Source organism: Actinospineispora eucalypti (genome assembly GCF_039543365.1).
Classification (GTDB): Bacteria; Actinomycetota; Actinomycetes; order Mycobacteriales; family Pseudonocardiaceae; genus Pseudonocardia; species Pseudonocardia eucalypti.
Genome location: NZ_BAABJP010000064.1, coordinates 1 through 21,890, shown reverse-complemented (window position 1 = coordinate 21,890; position 21,890 = coordinate 1). Strand labels below are relative to the sequence as shown.

Below are 21,890 nucleotides of genomic sequence, written 5' to 3'. Positions count from 1 at the left end.
CGCGTCAAGAGGCGCCGAGCGCCTTGACCGCGGCGGTGGTGGCCTGGGCGAGGAGCTTGTTGTCGTACTTGTCGTCCTTGGCCTTCCGGTCGGTGAGCACCGCGATCACGATGGGCGGGCGGTTGGGCGGCCAGAGCACGGCGATGTCGTTGCGGGTGCCGTAGTCGGCGCTGCCGGTCTTGTCCGCGACCAGCCAGCCGGCCGGTACACCGGCCCGGATATCGGTGTTGCCAGTGGTGTTGGCGCACATCATGTCGACCAGCACCTTTCGCTTGTCCGGGGTCAAGGCGTCGCCGAGGGTGAACGCGCGAAGCGTGTTGGCCAGCGCGCGCGGGGTGCTGGTGTCCCGGAGATCGCCCGGGGTGACGCGGTTCAGGTCGGGTTCGATCCGGTCCACCTGGCTGGTGGTGTCGCCGACGGCGCGCAACGCGGCGGCCAGTCCGGCCGGTCCGCCCAGCTCACGGAAGAGCAGGTTGCCGCCGGTGTTGTCGCTGTACCGGAGGGTGGCGTCCATGATCGCGCGCAGCGTCATCCCGGTGCTGGCGTGCTGGGCGGTGATGGGGGAGTCGGACACCACGTCGCTCTGTCGGTAGGTGACGACCCGGTCCAACTGGTCGAGCGGGGTGCGTTGGAGCACAGCGGCCGCGCTGAACGCCTTGTGCGTGGAGGCGTAACCGAACCTTTCGTCGGCGCGGAATGTGATCTCCCGACCGGTGGCGGTGTCCACCGCGTACAGGCCCAGCCGGGCGTCGAAGTCCAGCTCCAACCGTTCGAACTCGGCGCGTTCGGCCGCGGCTGCCGCGCCAGGGGTGGAGGCCGGGCCGGGAACGAAGGCCGGGGCGGGCGCGGACGGGGAGCGGGGGGCTGGCGCCGGGCTGGGAGCGGGTGCCGAGCCGGAGGCAGCGGTGGGTGCCCGGCCGGAGGCGGTGGTGGGTGCCGGGCCGGCGCAGGCGGTGAGCGCCGCGGCCAGGAACGCGGCGGTCAGCGCGGCGAAAGAGGCCCGCGCGGTCGGTGGGCCAACGGGGAGGGACACGGGGCTCCTTCGGTCGGGTCCCGGTCCGCGAGGGCGCGGTCCGGGGCTGACTCACCCTGCTGAAGTGACTGAATCACCGTGCAGAAGTGACTGAATCGGGGTGCTGAAGGCACTGAATCAGGGAGGGGGGTATGTCAGCAAAGATGGAAGTTGACAGTTTTATGCGTAATCTGCATAGAGTGTGGTGGTGGATCTGGTCGGGGGGTGTCGGGCGTTCGTGAGTGTGAGCGAGGCCGGCAGCTTCACCGCGGGGGCGGCGATCGCCCGCATCCCGCAGCCGGTGGCCAGCCGGCGCATCGCCGCGCTGGAGCGTCACCTCGGCGAGCGGCTGTTCGACCGGTCCACCCGGCGCGCCCGGCTCACCCCGTTCGGCCGGGACATGTTGCCCACCGCGAAGCGCCTGGTACACCTGGTCGACGCCATGGAGCACGACGCTCGGCGGGCCAGGCAGCGCCCGCTGCGGCTCGCCGTCCCGGACACCTGTACTACCCGCGACCTGGCCGAACTCGACGCCGAAGGTCGTGCGCTGGACGTCTACCTGGAGTTCCGGCCGGCTCCGCCGGCGGAGCGCGCGGAGCTGGTGCGTACCCAGGAGGTGCGGGCCGCGCTGGTCGCGGTGCCCGCCCCGGAGGGCGCCTGGACCGTGCCGCTTGGCCTGGCCGGCGCGGTGCGGCCGACCACGAGCGTGATCTACCTGGACACCTTGCGGGTGGGCCGGACCGGCCGGCCGCCGCGCAGGGTGTGGCTGCAGCCGGAGGACGACGTGCCGCACATCCGGGACCGGGTGATCCGGGTGCGCGACTCCGTGGGACTGGCACCGACCCAGGTCACCGTGGCCGACTCCCTCACCTCGGCCGCCGCCAGCGTGTTCGGCTCGGGGGACCTGCTGCTCTGCTCGGCGGTGCAGGCCCGCGAGTTGGGCCTGCACTGGCGGCCGCTGGGTGAGACCTCACTGGCCCGCGGCTTCGACGTCGGCGCAACGCTGGGCGACGACGCCGATCGGCTGCGCACGCGCCTGCGCGACGGCATCGCCCGCTGCCTCGGTGTGCCGGACGCCGAGGGTGATGAGTAGAGCGTGACGACGAAGCTGGTTGCGGTCCTGCTCGGGGTGGCACTCCTGGCCGGATGCGGCGCGAACGACGCCGACGGTGCCCCGCCTGGTGCCGCGCCCCCCGGAGCCGCTCTGACCGGTCCCGCTCCGCCCGGTGTTCCGTCGACCGGTGCCGTTCCGCCCGGTGCGGTGCCGCCGGCCGGGTCCGCTCCGCCGGGCAGTGCCGTGCCGTCGGCTGGGTCCGCTCCGCCGGGCACCGCCGCTCCGCCGGGCACCGCCGTGCCGCCGGGCAGTGCCGTGCCGCCGGGCAGTGCCGTGCTGCGGGGCAGTGCCGAATCACCGGTCCCGGCGCCGCCGAGCGATGTCCCGGCGTCGGTGCTGGTCACGCCCGGTGAGCGATCCGGCAACTTGGAGTCGCTGACCCTGCCCACCGGCGCCAGGTTCCGGGTCGTCGCCAACTTTCCGATGGCCGGCGCCAAGGACGTGACCCGCGCGGTGATCGTCGTGCACGGCGACGGACGCACCGCCAAGGTCGACTTCGACCGGATGCTGGCCGCCGCCCGAGCCGCCGGCGTCGACCGGCAAACGATCATCGTTGCGCCGTGGTTCCTGGCGGACGGCCGCGACCGGCTGGCGCCCGACGAGATCGCCTGGCAGGACCAGACGTGGAAGCAGGGCTACGCCTCCGAACAGGGGGATCTCTCCAGCTTCATGGTGATGGACCAGCTGATCGCCTCGCTGGCCAGCCGCCAGCGGTTCCCCGCGATGCGGCACATCACACTGGCCGGGCACTCGGCCGGCGGGCAGTTCACCCAGCGCTATGCCGTCTTCGGCCGGGCACCCGAGACACTGCCCTGGATGGCGTTCAACTTCTCGGTGATGAACCCGTCCAGCTACGTCTACTTCGGCCCGGAACGGCCAACCTCGGACGGCACGCGCTTCACCGTCCCGCCGGCCGAGAGCTGCCCGGGTTACAACGACTACCGGTATGGCCTGCAACGCCGGCAGGGGTACGTCGCCGCGCTGACTCCCGAGCAGGCGCTGCGGCGTTACCTCGGCCGCCGAGTGACCATCCTCAACGGCGCTGGCGACACCCTCGCCAACCACAACCTGGACACCACCTGTCCCGCCAACCTGGAGGGTCCGTCGCGGCTGGCCAGAGGCACCTATTATTACAACCGCATACACAGTGTATACCCGGAGGCGCCCCACGATCATGTGGTGATCCCCGGGGTCGGTCACGACACCGGGCGGATGTTCGCCAGCCGGCAGAGCTGGCCGTCGCTGTTCGGGGTCACCAACTGGTGAGTGCTGTCGGAGAACAGAACCGCCGCCAAGGCCGTTCCGCTGGTCGCCAAGGGCGCCAGGCACACGCGGTCGATCGGGGACGCCGTGACGGCAAGCCCGCTCACCACCGCCCGCCTGACCACCTGGCACGCGCGGACATCGATACGGAATGGCACGACCTGCTGAAGCGGGCGGTCGCGGCGGGCTATGGCGAGCACAGCACCTCGGCTCTGGTGGAATTGCTGAAGAAACCGGGCTGATGGGGAGGCTGAGGTGCACAACCTGATCGCGCGGCTGCGCGAGGAGTTGGACGACGGCGGGCTGCGCGGCTCGTTCCTGGTCCGTGATCTGGGTACCGGGCAGGAGATCGGCATCGACCCGGACTGGGAGTTGCCCAACGCCTCGCTGGTGAAGGTCCCACTGGCCGCCGCGACCCTGGACCGGATCCGCCGGGGCGAGCTGGACGGCGCCACTCTGATCGACATCCAGCCCGGCGGGGTCACCACTCCAGGGCCGACCGGCCTGACCAGGTTCCGCCACCCGGCGCGGGTGGCGATCGACGACCTGCTCCACCTGTCCATCGCGATCAGCGACGGCACCGCCACCGACGCACTGTTCGAGCTGACCCCGACGGCCGAGGTCACCGCGATGCTCCGCGAGTGGGGGCTCCCCGGGATCACCGCGCGCCACCCGATCGGCGAGCTGATGGACACTCCCGCCGAGCGGTTCGAGCGCGCGGAGATCCACCTGGCCCACTCGCTGGCCATCGACTCCGCCACCGCCGGCCAGGGGCATGCGATCCCGCAGCTGGACATCAGCCGGGCCAGCTCCGGCTCGGCCCGCGCGTTCGTCAACCTGCTCGAGGCGCTGTGGACCCCGTCCAAGATCGACGCGACGGTGGCCGCCCGGGTGCGCGAGCTGATGGGGGAGAACCTGCTGCGCCAGCGGCTGACCCCGGACTTCGCCTCCGACGCCAGCCGGTGGTCGTCCAAGACCGGCACGCTGCTCAACCTGCGTCACGAGGTCGGCGTGGTGGAACACGCGGACGGCCAGGTATGCGCGGTTGCCGCGCTCACCGAGTCCCGGGTCCCGGCCGCCACCCAGCCCGGCGCCGAGGCGCTGATGGCCCGGGTCGCCCGTACTCTGCGTGACCACTTGCGTGCCGGTTAGCCAACTATGTGGGTCATGGCTTGTTGAGCGCCTGCTCGATAAGTTGCCGCCGTGATGCGTTCTCGGATCTTCGGGCTGCTTGCCGCCCTGTCCCCGGCATTGTTCGTCGCAGTCGTGCACACCCCGGTGGCTTCGGCGCAGCCGAGGCTGCACTGTGATGAGCCCGGCGAGAAGATGTGCCTGTTCGACGGAGCCAACTACACCGGGAACCTCACCCTCTACGGGAATCTCGGTCCTGGCTGTTCCGACATCGGCGTCTCCAAGAGGTCGTTCCGGGCCAGCACCGAGTACGGCGGAACGCTGTACGAGACGACCGACTGCAAGGGACGGTCGATCCAGGTGGTGAAGGGCAGCCAGAACCCGGACATCGGCTTCGCGGCGCAGAGCTGGAACCAGTCGGCCGAGTGTGACGTCCCGCAGACCTTGTGCCTGTTCGACGAGCCCGACTACGGCGGCGCGATCATGGAGATCAAGGACATCGGCAACAACCAGTGTCTGAACCTGGACTCGGGCAAGCAGTCCTTCCAGGCCGGCTCGCAGCGCGAGGGTTACCTCTACGAACAGGGCAACTGCGCGGGCAGCGCGATCACCGCGGTGACCCATGGCCAGAAGAACCCCGACATCGGCGGTGTGGCGCACAGCTTCAAGCAGGCCTGCGTGTCCTGTCGCGCCCGGCCCAACTAGGTATCGCCCGCGAGGCACCCGGTTTGTACGCCGCGCACCCGCTGAAACCGGTGCGCGGCGTACAAAACGTGAGCGTGGGGGCGACGCCTAGACGGCTAGGGCTCTGGGTGCTCCCGGAGGTACCAGGCGACCAGTTCTTGTCGATTGTGCAGGCCGCACTTACGCAGAATGTTTCCGACGTGCGTTTGCACGGTGCGGATCGAGATCACCAACCGCTGGGCGATTTGGGCGTTGGTACCTCCTCGCGCGATCAGCGCGGCAATCTGCTCCTCGCGCTCCGTCAGCCGTTCCGGCGTACCCGCCGGCGGTGTGCTCGGCGTGGGCGCGTGCGGACCCTCGTCCAGGGTCAGCTCGAGGACCCGGTGGTACGCCTCCGCGCGCGGTAGCCCGGTGAACTTGCCCTGCTCGAAGGCGCGCAGGTACGCCCGTTCGCCCAGCAGATCCTGGGCGAGTTGCTCGGCTTCGACGGTCGCGGTGCGGAAGGGACCCAGCCCGGTCAGCTCGACCCCGGTCCACTGTCGCAGGCGGTACGCGCCACCAAGGATCCGGGCGATCTTCTCCACGTGGCCGGTGTCCGGTGTTTCGCCCTGGTCCGACCGGGCACGCAACTCGGTGGCCAGCACCCACGCCACGACGTGCGTGCCCCATACCGTCCCCCACTGGTCGCCGATGTCGCGCTGGGCGCGCAATGACTCGCGGGCCAACCGCAGCCCACCGCGGTGATCGGCGTGCCGCGACCGGGCGAGGCTCACTGCCCACTTCGCCCAGGAGATCTGCCACACCACCTGCTGTTGGAGCGAGTTTTCCAGGTGCCGGTTGGACACGGCCAGCGCGACCTCGCGGTCGGCGAAAAAGCTGGCCGCGATCGACCGCATCGTCTCGACCATGGCCCGGTCCGCGGCGGAGACACCCGCCGATCGCAAGTCGTCCAGAACCCGGGCGAACATCTCGACCGATCGCTCGTCGGACTCCACCAACAGGGCATACGCCGACTCGAACAACCCGACCGCGCCATGTACGTCTTCCCGCCCGGGCGCGGAACGAATCGCCACCAGGTACTCCTTGGCGGCTCGGGGATCGCCCTGGCACAGCGTGAGCCACCCGGCGAAGGCCGTCGCGGTCAACCGCAGTGTCGCGGCCGCATGGTCATCCTCGAGCTGTCCTCGGGCATGCCGCAGAACGCGGTCCAACCAGGCGCGTCCCTCGCCGGGCCATCCGACGAAGAACCAGGTCCGCAACCGGGTCAGGTTGATCGCTATCTCCAGGCTCCGCGTCGGTTCGGCGTGGGAGAGGCCGTACTCCATGGCCGCGCGCAGGTTCGGCATCTCGGTGCGTGCCCACTGCAGCCAGTGCACCTCTCGCGGGCTGAACCAGTCGTCGGCGGCCTCGGCCGCCAAGCGCTGGTAGTAGTCGCGGTGGCGCACCCGGAACGTGGATTCCTGGCCGCGCCGTTCGAGCAGCTGAGCCCCGTACTCGCGCAATGTCTCCAGGAACCGATAGCGGGTGCGCTCGCTTCGGCGCTCGACGACGAGCAACGACTGCCGCACCAACCCGGTGAGCAGGTCGAGCACGTCCTCGGCGGCGATGCCCGCGCCGGCACATACCTCCTCCGCCGCGGCCAGGTCGAACCCGCCGGCGAACACGGAACTGCGCTCCCAGAGCAGCTGCTCCTGCTCGCTGCACAGGTGGTGGCTCCACTCGACGACCTGCCGCAGCGTCTGGTGCGCGGGCTGCCCCGGCCGGACGCCCCCGGTCAGCAACCGGAACCGGTCCTCCAGCCGTTCCAGCACCTCCGCGACCGACAGGGTGTGCATTCGTCCGGCCGCGAGCTCGATGGCCAGCGGCAATCCGTCCAGTCGGCGGCAGATCTCCATGGCCGAGTCGAGGCTGGCCGGCGTCACCGGGACACCGAGCGCCGCGGCGCGTTGCCCTAACAGCTCCAGCGCCTCACCACCGGGGGGCGCGGAGCTGTCCGGGACGCTCAGCGGCGGCACCGAGATCATGTGCTCACCGGCGCATCCGAGCAGCTTGCGGCTCGTGACCAGTACGTGCAGGTCTGGTGCGGCGCGCAGCAGGTAGGTCACCAGCGCCGTGGCTTCCTCGGCGAGGTGCTCGCAGTTGTCCAACACCAGAAGGCAGTGCCGATCGGCCAGGTAGTCGGCCAGTGCCCGCCGCGGTCGCTGCGCCGAGAAGTCACTGAGGTCGAATGCCTCGGCGACCGTTTGCTCGAGCAACGACGAGTCCGCGGTGGCCGGCAGGTTCGCCAACTCGACCAACCACACCCCATCGGAGAACACGTGGGACACCTCGGTGGCCAGGCGCAACGCGAACCGGGTTTTTCCCACTCCGCCCACGCCGGTCATCGTCACCAAACGGGACTCCGCCAGCACTGTCCGGGCTTGCTTGATTTGACCCGCGCGGCCGATGAAATCAGTTACCTCGGCGGGCAGATTGCCCACCGAGCTAAGACCCGTCCGCCTTGCCGACACAGGCGAACCCTAGCCAGCTACGTACCGATCTACGCATCTCGGCGGATGCGGCACAGGCGCTGCGTGCTCAACCATGTCGGGCAGCAGATGACCTCCAGCCCAAGAATCCCTTGACCAGCCACCACTAACTGATTCATAGGCGATTGATATTCGCGCGTGCGCCATACCGAAACTTGAGAATTCTCAGAATTCGCTGTCCGCCGAAACAGCCATCGACACGGAGCGCGCGCACATGTCACGGTCGCGATTAGCACATGGCCAAGCCGGACCCGCCGTTATCCACAGCGGGCAGCTGCTGGCCCAGTGGATCACCGCTGTGCACCGGGCCGACACGGTCAACGTGCCGCCGCGCCCCATCCGCAGGGCCGAGGCCCTGATCGTCAAGCATGCGCGCGAGCCGCTGACGGTGACGGACATCGCCGAAGCGGTGGGGCTCTCGGTGCGCGGTCTCCAAGTGGGCTTCAGGCGTCACTTCGGAACCACCCCGCTGTCCCGGTTGCGTGAGGCACGGTTGGCCGGCGCGCACGCCGAACTCGTGGCCGCCGACCCGACCACGACGACGGTGTCGGCCGTGGCGACGGGCTGGGGGTTCTGGCACCTTGGCCGCTTCTCCGCGTCGTACCGCGAGCGCTGGGGGGTCGCCCCCTCCATCACGCTGCGGTCGTGACTGAAACCCCGGATTCGTGACGAGAGGAGGCTTTACCAATGTAAGGGTGCCAGTGGTAAATTGTGGTACCGGAGTTATCGCACGGGACCCGTCAGAAGGTTTGGCCGTTCCTAGGTGTTCAGACGTCTTTTCGACGTGCCCTAGGAGTGAAGGCCGATGATCAATTCGTTGCATGCTGTACCGGTCGTGCGCGGCCTCGCGAGGGCGGAACCGTGACGGCCGCTCCGATGGTTCAGCGAGATACCGAGTGGCACCAGCAGAGCGCGACCGAGGCGGTTCGCGTCCTGGTCGTGAGCGACGACGAGGCCATGCGTGCGGTGCTGCGGCTTGCCGGGTATGAGGTGCGCATCGCCGACGCCGGCGACGACGCCGCCGCCTCGGCCGCGGCATGGGCGCCGACGTTCATGGTTCAAGATGGCTTCACGGTGGCGCGTTACGTGCGCGGACGTCGGCATGTCGTTCCCGCGGTCTTCCTGTCTCCGGGAGACCGACTGAGCCGCGAGCTGCCCGGCCTGACCGTGGGCGGGGGGAGTTACCTCGCCAAACCATTCAGTCCCGACGAACTGATCGCCAGTGCGCGCGCCGTGCTGCGTCGCGCTCGTCCTGAATCCGCCGATCAGCGGGATGACGGCGTGCTGAGGTTCGCGGACCTCGAGCTTCACGAGGACAGTTACGACGTACTTCGGGCCGGTAAACCGATCGTGCTCTCGCTCACTGAATTCAGGCTGCTCCGCTACTTGATGCACAACGCGGACAAGGTGCTGACCAGGGCGCAAATCCTGGATCACGTCTGGCCGTACGACTTCACGGGTAATGAACAGCTCGTCGACGCCTACGTACTCAAACTTCGACGGAATTGGATCGGACAGGCTCGCGGCTCATCCATACCGTGCGTGGGGTCGGCTACAGCCTGAAGTTGCCGCGCGCATAAGGGGTTGCTCGGTCAATTCGGGACGAGTCTTGGGGGTGTAATAGTGAGTGCAGTTACTGAAGTGGTGACCACTGATGTGAGCAAACAGCCGTCGCTGCGGAAGCGTGCAATTGTGGTCGGGCACGGTGAGCCGACCACCAGCAGTGTTCTAGCCGCCCTCGACTCGAGTGGCTACCAGGTGGTTATCTGTCGCGCTTCATGCGCGGTGCTGGCCAGAAACTCCACAGCCGATATCGTGCTTCTCGACCTGGGAATTCCTGATGTAGACGGCTACAGTTTCCTGGCTGAGCTTCGGTCGTCAAGTTCCGTGCCCATCTTGGCTTATTCCAGGCGAACGGACGCCGATGCTGTTGTCGAGGCTCTTCAACGCGGAGCGGACGACTACATGGTGGAGCCCATGCGGCCGCGAGAGCTGATCGCTCGGGTAAATGCGTTATGTCGTCGGGTGGCAACCGACCCATTGGACGAAGTCCTGAGTGTGGGAGACATCGAGATTCATGTTGCGGCGCGTGTGGTGGCAACCAGGGAAAAGCTGATCCATTTGACGCCGAGGGAGTCCGAGATCGTGGCGGTACTAGCCCGCAACACGGGCAAGGTCGTGGGGCGCGAAGAAATCATGTGCGCGGTGTGGGGCCGAGCCAGTACGGCTGTGTCCAGGAATTTGGACGTGCATATCGCGACCATACGCGGCAAACTCGCGCGGCCCAACCTGCTGCTCACGGTTCGCGGCTGCGGATACCGCCTTGGGCACAGCCGCGTCAGTGAGGCTCACGTATGACACACGAACGGGAAAGGGAACTGATGGGCGGCTCGGAACGTCAGCCAGGACGCGGGATATGCGTGATACTCAGTACGACCTTTGCTCTGCTAGCACTTAGTGTGGTTGGTGCGCCCAGTGCCCTTGCCGACAACGGGTGCCCCCAGCAAAACGGATACCGCTTTTGCCGGACCTACTTGGGGAACGATTTCATCACCGTCACCGCGTATCCGACGGTGGTGAAGGCAGGCAGGCCCGTCGGAACAACCGAAAATGTGTGGATTGATAGTGATCGAGCCAACCACCTAGCCCACGGGAACGGCCTCGCGCAGTACACGCCGGGTCCGCGCGGCGCTCGCTATAGAGGGTGCTCGTGGTTCCCGAAGCAGCTCGGTGGCCAACAGGTTGTGTGCACCGCCTGGGTCCAGGGCTACTAATGATGATCTCACTGGATAGAGCGTGCGCTATGTGGATAGCCAGCCCAGGCCGGCGAGGGCTAAATCAAGGTCCCATCAAGATCCGAGGGGCTCGCCATGAATGGTGCGATCAGGTGTGACCATGTCCAGTTCTATGTCGAAGACCTGTGCGCGACGGCCGAGGAGCTGACAGCGGCGTACGGATTCGTCGAGCTCTTGGCCGAGCCGTCCGGTGGGACGGCGGCTCGGTCGGTGGTGTTGGGCCAGGGCTCGATCGTGGTGGCGTTGACCGAGCCGGGCGCGGCGGGGCCGGGCCGGGACTTCCTGGACGCACACGGGGATGGGTTGGCGCGGATCGGCTTCAGCTGCACGGACCTGCGCTCGGTGTACGCCCGGGCGGTGGCCGGTGGCGCGCGTGTGATCGAACCGCCGCGCCGGTTCCGGCCGGTGTGGATGGCCGCGGTGGGCGGCGTGGGTGACGTGGTGCACACCCTGGTCGAGCAACCGCCGGACACGCCGACCGTGTTCCTGCCCGGTATCGGCTCGGTGCCGCGCGGACCGGTGCACGCCGAACTGGGACTACAGGAGATCGACCACTTCGCGATCTGTGTGCCACCCGGTGAACTGGCCCGGGTGGCCGCCCATTACCAGCTCGCGTGGGGGTTCGAGCGCATCTTCGCCGAGCGCATCGAGGTGGGCGCGCAGGCGATGGATTCGGTGGTGGTGGCCAGCCGGGACCGCGGGGCGGTGTTCACCTTGATCGAACCGGCCGGGGCGCAACCGGGACAGATCGACTACTTCCTAGGCCGGCACGGCGGGGCGGGTGTGCAACACATGGCGTTGCGCACGAACGACATCGTGGCCACGGTTGGTGCGCTTGCGGCCCGGGGTGTGAAGTTCGGGCACACCCCGGCGGCCTACTACGCGGAGCTGCCGAATCGGCTCGCCCGCACACGGCACGAGCTGCTCCGGCTGCGACGCCTCGGGGTACTGGCCGACAGGGACCACAACGGCGACCTCTACCAGATCTTCGCCCAGTCGGGCCACCCTCGAGGCACGTACTTCACAGAGATCGTCGAGCGTGATGGAGCCACCACCTTCGGTGCCAACAACGTCAAGGCGCTGTTCGAGGCCAAGCAGCGCGAGCTGGACCAGGACTCCGACGTTCGGTCCGTCTCGTGACGACCGAAACCAGTGCGGCACCCGGGCAGCGGCGGCACGCGGCCCTGAGCTGCGCGCTGGGTCCCTGCCTCCTGGGTACCGCGTTCCTGGCCACCCAGCAACTGTCGGTCACCCCGTTGTGGAACGCGGTGGAACGGGTGCTCCCCGCCGGCCTCGCGCTGCTGGCGCTGCGCCCGGCGCTGCCCCGGGGGCACTGGTGGACACGTTCGCTGGGGTTGGGCGTGCTGAACTTCGGCGCGTTCTTCGCGTTGCAGGCCCTTGCCGCGCACCGGCTGCCCGGCGCGGTGGTGGCGACCATCACCGCCGGCCAGGCGCTCCTGGTGCCGCTGCTGGTCGGGCTGTTCGGCGAGCGCATCGAGACGCGGCAGGTGGGTGCGGCGGCGCTGGGTGTGTTCGGGGTGGCGCTGTTGGTGGCGCGCGCGGGAAACCAGTTGGACCCGGTAGGGGTCGGTGCCGCGTTGGTGCTGGCCGGCTCGGCCGCCGTCGGGATGCTGCTGACTCGGCGGTGGGCCACCCCACCCGGGGTGCACCACCTCGCCGCCACCTCCTGGCAGATGTTGGCCGGTGGGGTCACGCTGATACCGCTGGCGTGTGTGGCCGAAGGCCTTCCGCCGGCCATGTCACCGGGGCAGCTGCTGGCCGCGACCTGGTTGGCGATGGCCGCCACGGCCGCCGCGTTCGCGCTGTTTTTCGGGGGACTGCACGACGGCGTGCCACCGGCCGCGGTGTCCCGGTCGGCCCTGCTTAGTCCACTGGTGGCCGCGCTACTGGGCTGGATCCTTGCCGGTGAGGCGCTCACCTCGGCGCAGCTCATGGGCATGACCCTGGTTCTCGGCGCCCAACTGATCGGGAGTCCGTCACCGAACCGGAGGTCCGATGCGCACTAGCCAGCCTTCCGGCCGGCGGGCCGGCGCAGACTTCCGAAGAACAGTTCAAACTCTGCTCTACGAGTCGTTTCGGCACGCCCAGGGCGACCAGAGACTTCAAATACATTTCATTGAAAGCTATGCCCGCATTCTTAGAGAACAAGGCGTGTCAATCGATCCGGCTGTTCGGGACGAGCTCGTGCCGCGTATCAGGAGCCGTCGGCTGCCGCGCGGTCACCTGGCGATTTCCAACAGGCAACAAGTTGCCGCCCAGTTCGAGTTCTGGTGGCTGACGTTGTGGGACCTCCTTGTGTCCGTCTACGCCGAGGACTCCAGACATGTGCCAAGCTCCGCGCGTCTGGCCGACCGAATGGTCCTGGTGGGCGGCACGACGGAGATGTCAAGCTTCACCCCCGCGGAGATGCGTCAAATCGATGAGGGTCTCGCGCCGTATCGAGACCAAGATGATCCCGCGAAAAGCTCTGCTCAAATCATTTGGGAACGCTTCCTTCCCAATTTGATTCGGGTGGAGTGGAACTTTCAGGGAAACGGTGCACGGTACCCGGCGCGGCCACGCACCGATGGCGGTGACATCCATGAGTCCAAAATGCTCGGATATTGCGACAGGGCGGCGGCGGTATCGGTCGACCAAGCGTCGGACCCGGTGAACCAGATATATCTGGAGGTGTCCAGAAGCCTTGCCTGGCTGGCGGCGCACCGACCTCAGGACCCCACCTATGCTGCGTACACGAGACTAATTGCGTCATACCGAGCCAACCACCAACGTGCGACGGCGACGCTCGGTGGACAGGCCGTGTGTTAAATGGTTCGAGTACTGGTCGTTGGCGAGGACCCGCGCATGGTGGCGTTTCTGGGCGCTGCGCTGCGCGGCTCCGGCCATCGGATACGAACGGCTGGTTCGGGCGCCGACGCGATCGAGGCGGCCGAGCAATGGGCGCCCGGCATCGTGGTGCAGGACGGATTCGAGATCACCAGGTCGGTGCGTGGGCAACGCCGCCGCGTTCCGGCTGTTTTCGTCACCCCCGGGGATCAGTTTCAAAGCATGTTGCCGGGCTTGACGCTCGGCGGCGGTGAATATCTCGCCAAACCATTCAGCTCGGTGGAGCTGATTGCCACGGTGCGCACCGTCCTGCGTCACGTGCACAGCACTGACACGACCGGCGCGACCGCTGTGCTGCGATGTGCCGATCTGGAATTGGTTGAGGATACGCGTGACGTGCGTCGAGCTGGTCAAACCATTGAGCTGACTCCCACGGAGTTCAGTTTGCTGCGTTACCTGATGTACAACGCTGGCCAGGTACTCACCCGGATGCAGATCTTGGAACACGTGTGGCCCTATGACTATGCCGGCGACGACCGAGCGGCGGACATGTGCATAGGCAGGCTTCGTCGCAAGGTCAACCGGGTTCAACCGCCTTTGATCCATACCGTGCGCGGGCTCGGGTTCTGCCTACGGAAACCAACCGCCGAGAAGACATGAGGGGGGCGCGGGGCGCGGCTGAGGTTCGACCCCCAGCGCGCGCCCCGCACAACCTGCCTAACTTACGGCCGCAGCCGCAGCTGGTCGCCGGCCATGATCAGGTCCGGGTCGTGGACCTGCGGGTTGAGCGCCCGCACCTGGGCCACGGTGAGCCTGGCGCGTGCGGCGTGCGCGGTGAGGGTGTCGCCGGGGGCGATCAGCACCGTCCCGGGGGCGGCCGGCGGGATGGCCAGCCGCTGTCCTGGGGTGATCCGGTTCGGATCGGTGATGCCGTTGGCTGCGGCGATCTGCCGGTACCCGACGCGGTGGCGCATCGCGACGCCGGCCAGGGTGTCCCCGGCCGCCACCTGGTAGGTGGCGGACCCGCCCGAAGCAGGCGCTGCCGCCGCCGGCGCCGGTGCCGCTGGGGCTTTGGGCGCGGTGGCGTTCGTGCTCGGGCGGGCGGCTGCGGCGCTGGTGTCGGTGTAGGTCATGGAGTTGACCTGGCCGATCACCAGCAGGGCCACCAGGAGGCCGAGGGCGCCGTACTTGAGGATCCGGACGAAGTTGCGGTCCAGGAACCTCCGTACGGCCAGGACGGCGCCGAAGGTCTTGTTCAGGACGATATTCACGATTTTCTCCTTGGATTTGGTGGTTGTTTTGGGTGTCTTCGGGGATGTGGGCGCGCGCCGGCTACGGGGGCTTGTCCGGCTCGGTCGGCTCGGTGACGTGGTGTCCGCCGATGGCGCGGGCCGGCCAGTGCGCCGGCGGCCAGGCGCCGAGGTGGCCCGGCGGGGCGTGCAGTGGGTAGTCTTGGTCGCCCTTGGACTGGTTGCAGTGCGGGCAGGCCAGTTGGGCATTGGGCAGCGTGGCGTTTCCCCCGCGTGCCCGGGGGATAACGTGGTCGACCTGGGTGCCGGTGCCCGGCCGGCCGCAGAACACGCAGGTCGCGGTGGGATCGTCGGCTTTGGCCGCGTGAACGATCTGGGCAGGGAAAGGCTCGCCGGCCGTGAGCCCACCGGCGCTGCCGAGCTTGATCACCGGTCGGCTGAGCCGGCGGGTCGGTGGTGGGCCGCGAGGGGCGGCCCAGCGTCTCGGCAGCTGACGGGCGCGGACCGTGGCGGCGTGGTGATAGCGCTCGGCGTAGCGGGCCGCGAGCGCGCCCCAGCCGGGTTGGTCGGCGAACAGCTGCTCCAGGTGGACCAGCTGGCCGGGGTAGGCGGCGGTCTGCGCGAGCAGGACGTCGCGGTGGTGTGCGGCCAGATGGTTCAGTTCGGCGATCGCGCGGCGGGTCAGCCAGGAACGGGGTCGGTGTCGCTGGGTGACCAGTGCCCGCTCGGCCAGGACCGCGACGGTGTGCGCCTGGTGGCGGCCCAGCCCGGCCCAGCGGGCCAGCTCGGCCTCGACGAGCTCGTGCAGTGCCCCGGCTGCGTACCCGTCGGGCGCCAAACTGGCCGCCCGACCCGGCGCGCCGGCTACGCCAGCGGCGGAGTCCGGCCAGCTTGCGTAGATCCGTAGCACGTCCCTGGAACGGCGGTAGCCCGCGTCGGCGGCCAGCCCGATGGACGGGTCGGGGATCGGGGCCTCGAGCATGTGGAACCGCACGTCCGGCAGTTCGGGGCGGTAGCCGAGCACCCGCTCCGCCCGGTCGGCCAGCTCGGTGAGCACCGGCCCGTCGCGCCGACCCTCGAGCAGCTCGGCCAACGCCAGCGGCCAGCGGCGCAGGTACCACGCCTGGTGCCGGAACCCCGAGGGCAGCTCGGCCACCTGCCGGGCCTGGGACGCGACGATCTGGCGCAACCCCAGCGGCAGCCGCTCACCACGCAGCTCGGCGGCGATCTGCCGCGCGGTCAGCGACGAGCCGTGCGGCTTGCGGCCGCCGAACGGCACCTGTCGGACCGGGGAACCCCTCGGCAGCGGCCGGGCGATGAGACCGACCGTGACCACACCGATGGCGAGCGCGACGCGTTCGACGACGCCGAGGGACAGCGCCTCCGGCAGGTCGACGGCCTCGATCGTGGTGAGCAGGGAGCGGACGATGGTGGCGGCTGCGGTGCCGGCGAACGCCCAGGCCAGGACGCGCATGGCCCGCGTTCCCGGCACCGCGCGAGCCAGCCGGACTGCGGCCCAGGGCAGGACAATGAACAGCACGCCGGCCGCCACCTGGTGCATCCGCGAGGAGAACGCGGCCAGGTCGTCGGGGACGGTGGGAAAGACCGCGACGAGGACCAGGGCGATGCTGGACAGCCGCAGCAGGACCCGGGTGAAGGTGTCCGCGCGTACGACGAGGCGGATGAACTCGACGGCGGCGGCCATGGCGACCATGCCGACGGCGAGGAAAGTGAAGCCGCCGGGCGCGGCGACGTAGCCGCTGACGGTGTTGCTGACCGGGGTGAGCTGGCCGATGCCGGCGATGTGCACACCGGTGATGGCGGCGACCGCTACGCCGAGCAGGGTCACGGCGGTGGGCGCGTGTCGCCAGATCCGGTGGGCCAGGGCGGCCAGCCCGATGGCGGCGCCGACGCCGAGGAGTACCGGGCCGGTGGACGTCCCCGCCGGCGGCTGGGTCCCGGTGTCGGCCATCGCCGGTGTGGCCAGTGCGACCATGCCGAGCACGGCGGTCGTGGTGGCGGTGATCAGCCGCTGGAAGAACCCGCCGAACCGCTGCCAGAGCGGAGGGCCGCGGGTCGGGGTGCTCTCGTCGAACGCGGTGGGTCGACCGGCCCCGAACTCGACGGCTTCCGCGTGGCCGTTCTCCTGGACGAGGAGCCGCGCGAAGTGGCTGTACAGAGCGACCATCTCGATGGTGTTCTCCGCCGCCCACCACAGCGGGTCGCCGTGCAGGTGCGCGATCTCCTCCCACACGTCACCGGGCATGTCGTGCACGGCGACGATCCGGTGCCGGACCTCGGCGTCGTTGATCTCGCGGTACTTCTGTTCGGTGGCGGCGAGGGTGGCCCGGCCGAAGATGTCCAGTACGTGGCCGTCCGGGGTGAGCACCGCGCCGTGCGCCGGCCACCAGGCGCCGTCCACGAAGATGTCGAAGACCACGATCCGCCAGCCGGTCAGTTCGTGCAGCGCGGCGGCCAGCGCGAAGCACTGCGAGCTGCCCAGCAGCTCCTGGGCCTCGCCGTCGATGGTGTGCGGGCTTGGGTAGAGCCGGTCGTAGCCGTGGTCGGTCGGGGCGCTGAGGCTGATCTCGAGCGGTCCGTTGAGGTCGACGCGCAACGGGTCGGCGCGCCAGTCGAAGTCCGCCGTCGGCTCGTTCACCCACAGCGCCGACTCCCGGACCGCTTCGGTCACCGCCTCGAACACGGTCTGGATGTCGGCCGGGTTCAGCTCCGCGTCGCGCAGGGTCTCGCGGGCGTGCCGTTCGTGGTCGGTGATCGCGCCGGCGACGTGTGCGTCGTACTCGTGGGCGATGACCAGTGCCCGCTGCTCGGCGCTGAGCCGGCTCCACCAGGCGTCCACCACGTAGATCCGGTTACCGATGGTGTAGGCGATCAGGTGGGCCGTCACCTGCGCGCCGAGGCCTTCGCCCAGCTCGGTGTCCAGCAGCCGGGCCAGGTCGACGGCCGACACCAGCGCCACGTTCGGCGGCGGCCCGCGTCGCGACCAGCTGTACTCCACCGGGTCCACCAGCAGCACCACCGGCACCGCCCGCAGGGCGGTCCGGATGGCGTCCTCCCAGCCCTTGGCCAGGAACCAGGCCAGCGCCCCGTCGTGGCCCCGGTGCACCAGCCGGTGCAGGGGGCTGCGGAAGGTGATGCCGTGGCGGGCGAACGCCGCTCGGCCGAGGGCGCGGGAGGTGGGGTCGGGTCGGTTTCTGAGGTCGCGGTGGTAGTGCCCGCTCCAGTTGTTGATCCGGATGCCCCGGCCGTTGCGCACCCGGACCATGCCGGCGGCGACCACCGCCCCACCCTCGGAGACAATGGTGTGTTTGATCCGCAGGTCGGTGCCGCGGCGTTCGCCGAAGGCGGGGACGACCCAGAGGGTGCCGTCGAGGCGCAGCACCCACAGCACGATCTTGTGTTCGGCCAGGATCTTGGCCGCTTCGGGGGTGCCCATCGGGTGGGCGCGGACGCCGGTCCATTCGGCGTCGGCCAGTTCGTCCTCGTAGTCCTCGGGTTCGAGGTTGTAGTACCAGCGGGCGCGGCGCACGGCGTGCACCCAGCCGCGCTCGTTCAGCTTGATCAGCCGGGCGACCTCCGCGCGGCGCCAGATGCGCCCGTAGATCCAGTGCCCCGCGCGCGCCGCTACGACCAACCCGACCATGGCGAACAGCGCAATCAGGCCGCCTGTGGGGTCGACCGGCCCGTGCGGGGCGTCCCGAGTTGCCGCGTAGGCGGGTCCGCCGAGCAGCAGCGCGGCGACGGCCGCGCCGAGCAGCACTCCGACGCCGAGCCGGGTAATCAGCGGTGGCCCGCGCTGTGACCAGCCGCCCTGCCAACCGGCGTTCTGCCCGACCGCGTTGATCAGAGCGGCGACCGCGACCAGCAGCGCCCCGATGGCCAGCACGACGAACGCGTGCCCGATCGCCATTACCAGTCCGACGCCGACGAATCCGCCGGCCAGCAGCGCCACCCGGTCGGCGGGGAACCAGCGGCGCACGGTGCGGGCGGTGGGGGAGGAGAGTGCCGTGCGGATCGCTTCACGCAGCTTTGGCTCTGCGTGGAAATATGCGACATTCAGGTTCCTGACCAGCGTCGTCAGTACTTTGTGGAGTGCGGTGCCGATGTCGTGGCGCCAGTGGACCAGGGCGGTGATGCCGCCGGCGAGGGTGGCGACCGCGGCTACGGGCAGGGTGAGTGCCCATACGAGGGTGGTGGTGGGGACCATCGCGTGTAGCCACCAGAAGGCGCCGAATGCGAGGCCCGCGCCGAACAGCCGAACGGGTGGGTTGGCCTTGGTCCAGTCCTTGCCGAGGTCGCGCAGTATCGCGTTCGGCATCACGCGCAGGATCAGGTCGCCGATCGCCAGCACCACGCCGGCCCACACGAGCGGTTCGGCCGCCAACCAGTGGTCGGCCAGTGCGGCCAGCCCGAATCCGGTGAAGACCCCGGCGACCATGCGGCCGGCTCGGGCTTGCAGCCATGCCAGTCGGGCCTGGATCGCCGCCGTTGCGCGTTCGCTGGCCTGGACCAGGGCCTTCCACACCTTCTCGGCTATCGCGGTGATCACCACGGCGGCCACCGCCGCGACCAGCAGCGTCGCCCCGTCGGCGGCGGCGCCGGCCGAGGCGAGCGCGACCCCGGCCTGCGTCGGTACGACCTTGGTGGCGGTCTGTTCGGCGGCGTGGGCGGCGGGTGCGCCGCCGAGGGCGGCCAGGTTCCAGCCGAGCACGGCCAGCACGACGGTCCCGAGCCACGACCACAGGGCGCGCCACCACGACCGGGACGGGGGCGACCGGCTGTTCGGCCTGTCGGGCGTCTCGGCCAGGTCCGCGCGGGTGGCGTTCGCGACGGCCCGGGCGATGGCTTCGTGCAGCCGGCGGAGCAGCTCGGCGGCCTGCGCATCGTGCTCGTGGCCGGTGTGCTTGGCGCCGTTGATGTGGTCCCACTCGTGGCGCAGGAAGTCTTCCCACCACTGGGCGAACCCGGGGTCGACAGAGATCAGCCACTCGACCAGTTCCGCGATGTGCCGGGGGACCAGGATGCGGCCGTCCTCCGGTGCCGCGCCGCGAGCGCGCCAGCCGAAGCCGACCAGCCGCCCGCCCAGCGGCGCCTGGTCGGTGATCCGGACCAGCCGGACCAGTTCCGGCGGACCCCGGGCCAGGTTGGGGAACACGTCGGCGGACAGTTTCTGGGCGCCGGCCAGCAACCGGCGGATGATCGGGAGCATCAGCAGCCGGGCCAGGCGGTTGGGCATGTCGGCGACCAGCGGCCCACCGTCCCCGTGCTCGTTCTCGTTCGTGCGGAGCCAGCGGCGCAGGGTCCGTCGTTTGACGCCGAGCAGTCGGGCGGTTTCTCCACGGCTGAGTCCGGCCGCGATGGCGGCGCGCGCGGAGCGGCGTTGCAGGTCGGTGAGGTCGTCCGGGAGCTCGGTCAGCGACGACCAGTCCCGCCAGATCCGGTACGTGTCCACCAGCCGGTCACCGCGCACGGCGTAGCGCGGGCTGGACTCGATGACGGCCAGGAACGCCCGGTCGGCGAGTTCCTCCTCGGTGAGCGAGAAGCTCGCGTCCTCGGTCCGCGCGAAACGCGCGTACACCTTGACCAGGGTGACCACGTCCCGCACCACCTCCGGGATGTCCAGCAGCCGACGCGCCAGCAGCAGCGGCATGCCGGGCAGCGCGCGGGCCAGCTGGGCCATGGCGCGCAGCGGGTGGCGCAGCGTCAGCGGCATGTCCGCGATCGTGGTCAGACCGACGACGATCACCAGGCCACCGATCACCACCCCGGCCGCCTGCCCGAGCGCCGGCAGGCCGGCCAGCGAACCGAGGCCGACCGCCACCGTGCCCGCGCCGATCAGGGTGCCGCCGATGGCGTGCCGGGACAGCGCGCGTCCGGTGGGGTTGCGGTGTGTCTGGTAGAGCCGGGTGGCGATCGCGTTGGCGAGCATGCCGGTGGCGCCGATCGCCACGGTCATCAGCGGCGCGCCGAGGAACACCTTCCCGAAGCCGACCGTCATGGCCACGAACGTGGTACCGAGCCCGACGGTGGCCAGCCCGATGCCGGCGCCGAGCCGCGACAGCAGGCGCGGTGTGGACACCCGCTCCGCGCCCAGCGCCAGGAAGCTCGGCCCGATGGTGGCCATGACCGTGCGCACGTAGTTGAAGACGCCGGGCAGCAGGCTGCTGCCGGCCAGCACCATTACCAGCTTGAGGTAGTCGATCTGGTAGGTGAACGTCTCCGGGTCCCAGGTCTCGAAGGCGTGCGCCGGCAGGCCTGTCTCCACCTGCGCGACCAGTTGGTTCAGGGTGAGGCCGAACGCGATGGCGGTGGCGGTGAACAGCACGGCCAGCGCGTGTCGTGCGGTGCGGGCCGCCCGGATCCGCGGCCATTGCGCGGCCAGCGGGGTGCCCGCGACCGTCGCCGGGACGTGGGTCGTGTTCGTTGTTTCGGGGCTGGGGGTGGCGGGCGGTGCCGCCGGTCCGGCCAGCGCTGCCCGGCCGGCCCAGATCAGCGCCCCCTCGGTGACCGCTGCGGCGACCAGGACCGCGCTGATCGGCACGAACAGTGAACCGAACACGGCGAACACGGCCGCTCCGGCCACCGCGGCGGTGCCGATCGCCGCCAGCACGACGCGTACCGGAACCCTCGGCTGGCGCACCGGATCGGCGGCCTCGGCGACGCGGATGGTGTGTGCGGTCAGTGCCTCGAGCACGGTCAGCGTGCCGCCCAGGATCGCGGCGGTCATGGCCAGCGGGGACGGCGCGGACAGGTAGGTGGCGGCGGGCACGCCCAGGGTGCCGACCACGAACAGCCCGCCGAACAGGGCCAACCCGACGACCACCCGCTTGTCCAGCCGCAACAGCCCCCGGACCGCCGCCCACGCCCGCCGGAGCCACCCGGGCCGCCGGGCCGACTCGGCTTCGGTGGTGTCCGGGGGTGAGCGGCCGCGCAGGCGGTAGCTGATTCCCCAGGTCAGCGCCAGTGCCGAGGCCGTGACGGTGACGATGAGGCGCGCCCAGTCCAGGTGCCCGCTGGACATGAAGCCTTCGGCCAGCGCCGGCCCCGCCCACGCCGGGCCGGCCATCGCCAGCATGCCCACCAGCACGGTGCCCACGACCACCGCGATCCGACCGAACCACCGGAGCAGTCCGGACCACGCCCGGGCGGTCCGCTCGCCGGTCCCCGGACGACCCGGCATCGGCGCGACGACGGCCGTGCTGGCGGCCCCGAAACCGGGGTCGATGAGCAGGAGTGTGCCCAGGG

At 69.8% G+C, this 21,890-nt stretch carries 16 protein-coding genes; 12 read left to right on the top strand and 4 right to left on the bottom strand.

From position 1 onward, the window contains the following. Positions 1-4: 4 nt before the first annotated feature. A complete protein-coding gene (gene bla / locus ABEB12_RS39635; protein ID WP_425572315.1) occupies positions 5-985 on the bottom strand; it encodes a class A beta-lactamase in 981 nt (326 codons plus the stop codon). A 229-nt stretch (positions 986-1,214) separates the two neighbouring features. Between bla and ABEB12_RS39630 the strand changes: the two genes are divergently transcribed. Genes ABEB12_RS39630 through ABEB12_RS39610 form a run of 5 tightly spaced genes read left to right on the top strand, consistent with a single transcriptional unit; the run spans position 1,215 to position 5,225 of the window. After that, positions 1,215-2,105: a LysR family transcriptional regulator gene (locus ABEB12_RS39630; protein WP_185063264.1), complete on the top strand. Its 891-nt coding sequence runs from the start codon at positions 1,215-1,217 to the stop codon at positions 2,103-2,105. A 3-nt stretch (positions 2,106-2,108) separates the two neighbouring features. Continuing rightward, a complete protein-coding gene (locus ABEB12_RS39625) occupies positions 2,109-3,392 on the top strand; it encodes a hypothetical protein (protein WP_185063265.1) in 1,284 nt (427 codons plus the stop codon). Continuing rightward, complete coding sequence (locus tag ABEB12_RS39620) at positions 3,389-3,631, top strand: hypothetical protein (RefSeq protein ID WP_185063387.1); 243 nt, start codon at positions 3,389-3,391, stop codon at positions 3,629-3,631. The genes ABEB12_RS39625 and ABEB12_RS39620 overlap by 4 nt, the downstream gene beginning before the upstream one ends. A 13-nt stretch (positions 3,632-3,644) precedes the next feature. After that, complete coding sequence (locus ABEB12_RS39615) at positions 3,645-4,541, top strand: serine hydrolase (RefSeq protein ID WP_185063266.1); 897 nt, start codon at positions 3,645-3,647, stop codon at positions 4,539-4,541. A gap of 51 nt (positions 4,542-4,592) precedes the next feature. Further along, complete coding sequence (locus tag ABEB12_RS39610; protein WP_345703546.1) at positions 4,593-5,225, top strand: hypothetical protein; 633 nt, start codon at positions 4,593-4,595, stop codon at positions 5,223-5,225. A gap of 95 nt (positions 5,226-5,320) precedes the next feature. Here the strand turns inward: ABEB12_RS39610 and ABEB12_RS39605 are convergent, their stop codons facing one another. Beyond that, complete coding sequence (locus ABEB12_RS39605; RefSeq protein WP_345703545.1) at positions 5,321-7,594, bottom strand: helix-turn-helix transcriptional regulator; 2,274 nt, start codon at positions 7,592-7,594, stop codon at positions 5,321-5,323. Positions 7,595-8,030: 436 nt separating this feature from the next. Here ABEB12_RS39605 and ABEB12_RS39600 point away from each other — a divergent pair, with 436 nt between their 5' ends. From ABEB12_RS39600 to ABEB12_RS39570, 7 genes are all read left to right on the top strand, one after another. Further along, positions 8,031-8,381, top strand: a complete 351-nt coding sequence (locus ABEB12_RS39600; RefSeq protein WP_221498436.1) for a helix-turn-helix domain-containing protein — start codon at positions 8,031-8,033, stop codon at positions 8,379-8,381. Positions 8,382-8,671: 290 nt separating this feature from the next. Continuing rightward, positions 8,672-9,295, top strand: coding sequence for a response regulator transcription factor (locus tag ABEB12_RS39595; RefSeq protein WP_345703544.1), 624 nt, complete (start codon positions 8,672-8,674; stop codon positions 9,293-9,295). A gap of 60 nt (positions 9,296-9,355) precedes the next feature. Beyond that, the gene (locus tag ABEB12_RS39590) at positions 9,356-10,090 is read left to right on the top strand and encodes a winged helix-turn-helix domain-containing protein (RefSeq protein ID WP_185063270.1); all 735 of its coding nucleotides are present in this window, start codon (positions 9,356-9,358) and stop codon (positions 10,088-10,090) included. A gap of 512 nt (positions 10,091-10,602) precedes the next feature. After that, on the top strand, positions 10,603-11,667 hold the full coding sequence (hppD, locus tag ABEB12_RS39585; protein ID WP_185063271.1) for a 4-hydroxyphenylpyruvate dioxygenase: 1,065 nt from the start codon (positions 10,603-10,605) through the stop codon (positions 11,665-11,667). Further along, positions 11,664-12,554: an EamA family transporter gene (locus ABEB12_RS39580; RefSeq protein ID WP_185063272.1), complete on the top strand. Its 891-nt coding sequence runs from the start codon at positions 11,664-11,666 to the stop codon at positions 12,552-12,554. The genes hppD and ABEB12_RS39580 overlap by 4 nt, the downstream gene beginning before the upstream one ends. Then, positions 12,544-13,356, top strand: coding sequence for a hypothetical protein (locus tag ABEB12_RS39575; protein ID WP_185063273.1), 813 nt, complete (start codon positions 12,544-12,546; stop codon positions 13,354-13,356). The genes ABEB12_RS39580 and ABEB12_RS39575 overlap by 11 nt, the downstream gene beginning before the upstream one ends. After that, positions 13,357-14,034, top strand: a complete 678-nt coding sequence (locus tag ABEB12_RS39570; protein ID WP_185063274.1) for a winged helix-turn-helix domain-containing protein — start codon at positions 13,357-13,359, stop codon at positions 14,032-14,034. Between the two features lie 62 nt (positions 14,035-14,096). Here the strand turns inward: ABEB12_RS39570 and ABEB12_RS39565 are convergent, their stop codons facing one another. Both ABEB12_RS39565 and ABEB12_RS39560 read right to left on the bottom strand, forming a co-directional pair. Further along, positions 14,097-14,645, bottom strand: coding sequence for a LysM peptidoglycan-binding domain-containing protein (locus tag ABEB12_RS39565; protein WP_185063275.1), 549 nt, complete (start codon positions 14,643-14,645; stop codon positions 14,097-14,099). A 61-nt stretch (positions 14,646-14,706) separates the two neighbouring features. After that, complete coding sequence (locus tag ABEB12_RS39560; protein WP_345703543.1) at positions 14,707-21,825, bottom strand: HNH endonuclease signature motif containing protein; 7,119 nt, start codon at positions 21,823-21,825, stop codon at positions 14,707-14,709. Positions 21,826-21,890: the final 65 nt, after the last annotated feature.

Excerpts from the sequence above, each read along its gene's own strand:
- hppD (WP_185063271.1), top strand. The coding sequence starts at position 10,603 with ATGAATGGTGCGATCAGGTGTGACCATGTCCAGTTCTATGTCGAAGAC.
- ABEB12_RS39575 (WP_185063273.1), top strand. The coding sequence starts at position 12,544 with ATGCGCACTAGCCAGCCTTCCGGCCGGCGGGCCGGCGCAGACTTCCGA.
- ABEB12_RS39570 (WP_185063274.1), top strand. The coding sequence starts at position 13,357 with ATGGTTCGAGTACTGGTCGTTGGCGAGGACCCGCGCATGGTGGCGTTT.
- ABEB12_RS39560 (WP_345703543.1), bottom strand. The coding sequence starts at position 21,825 with ATGCCGGGTCGTCCGGGGACCGGCGAGCGGACCGCCCGGGCGTGGTCC.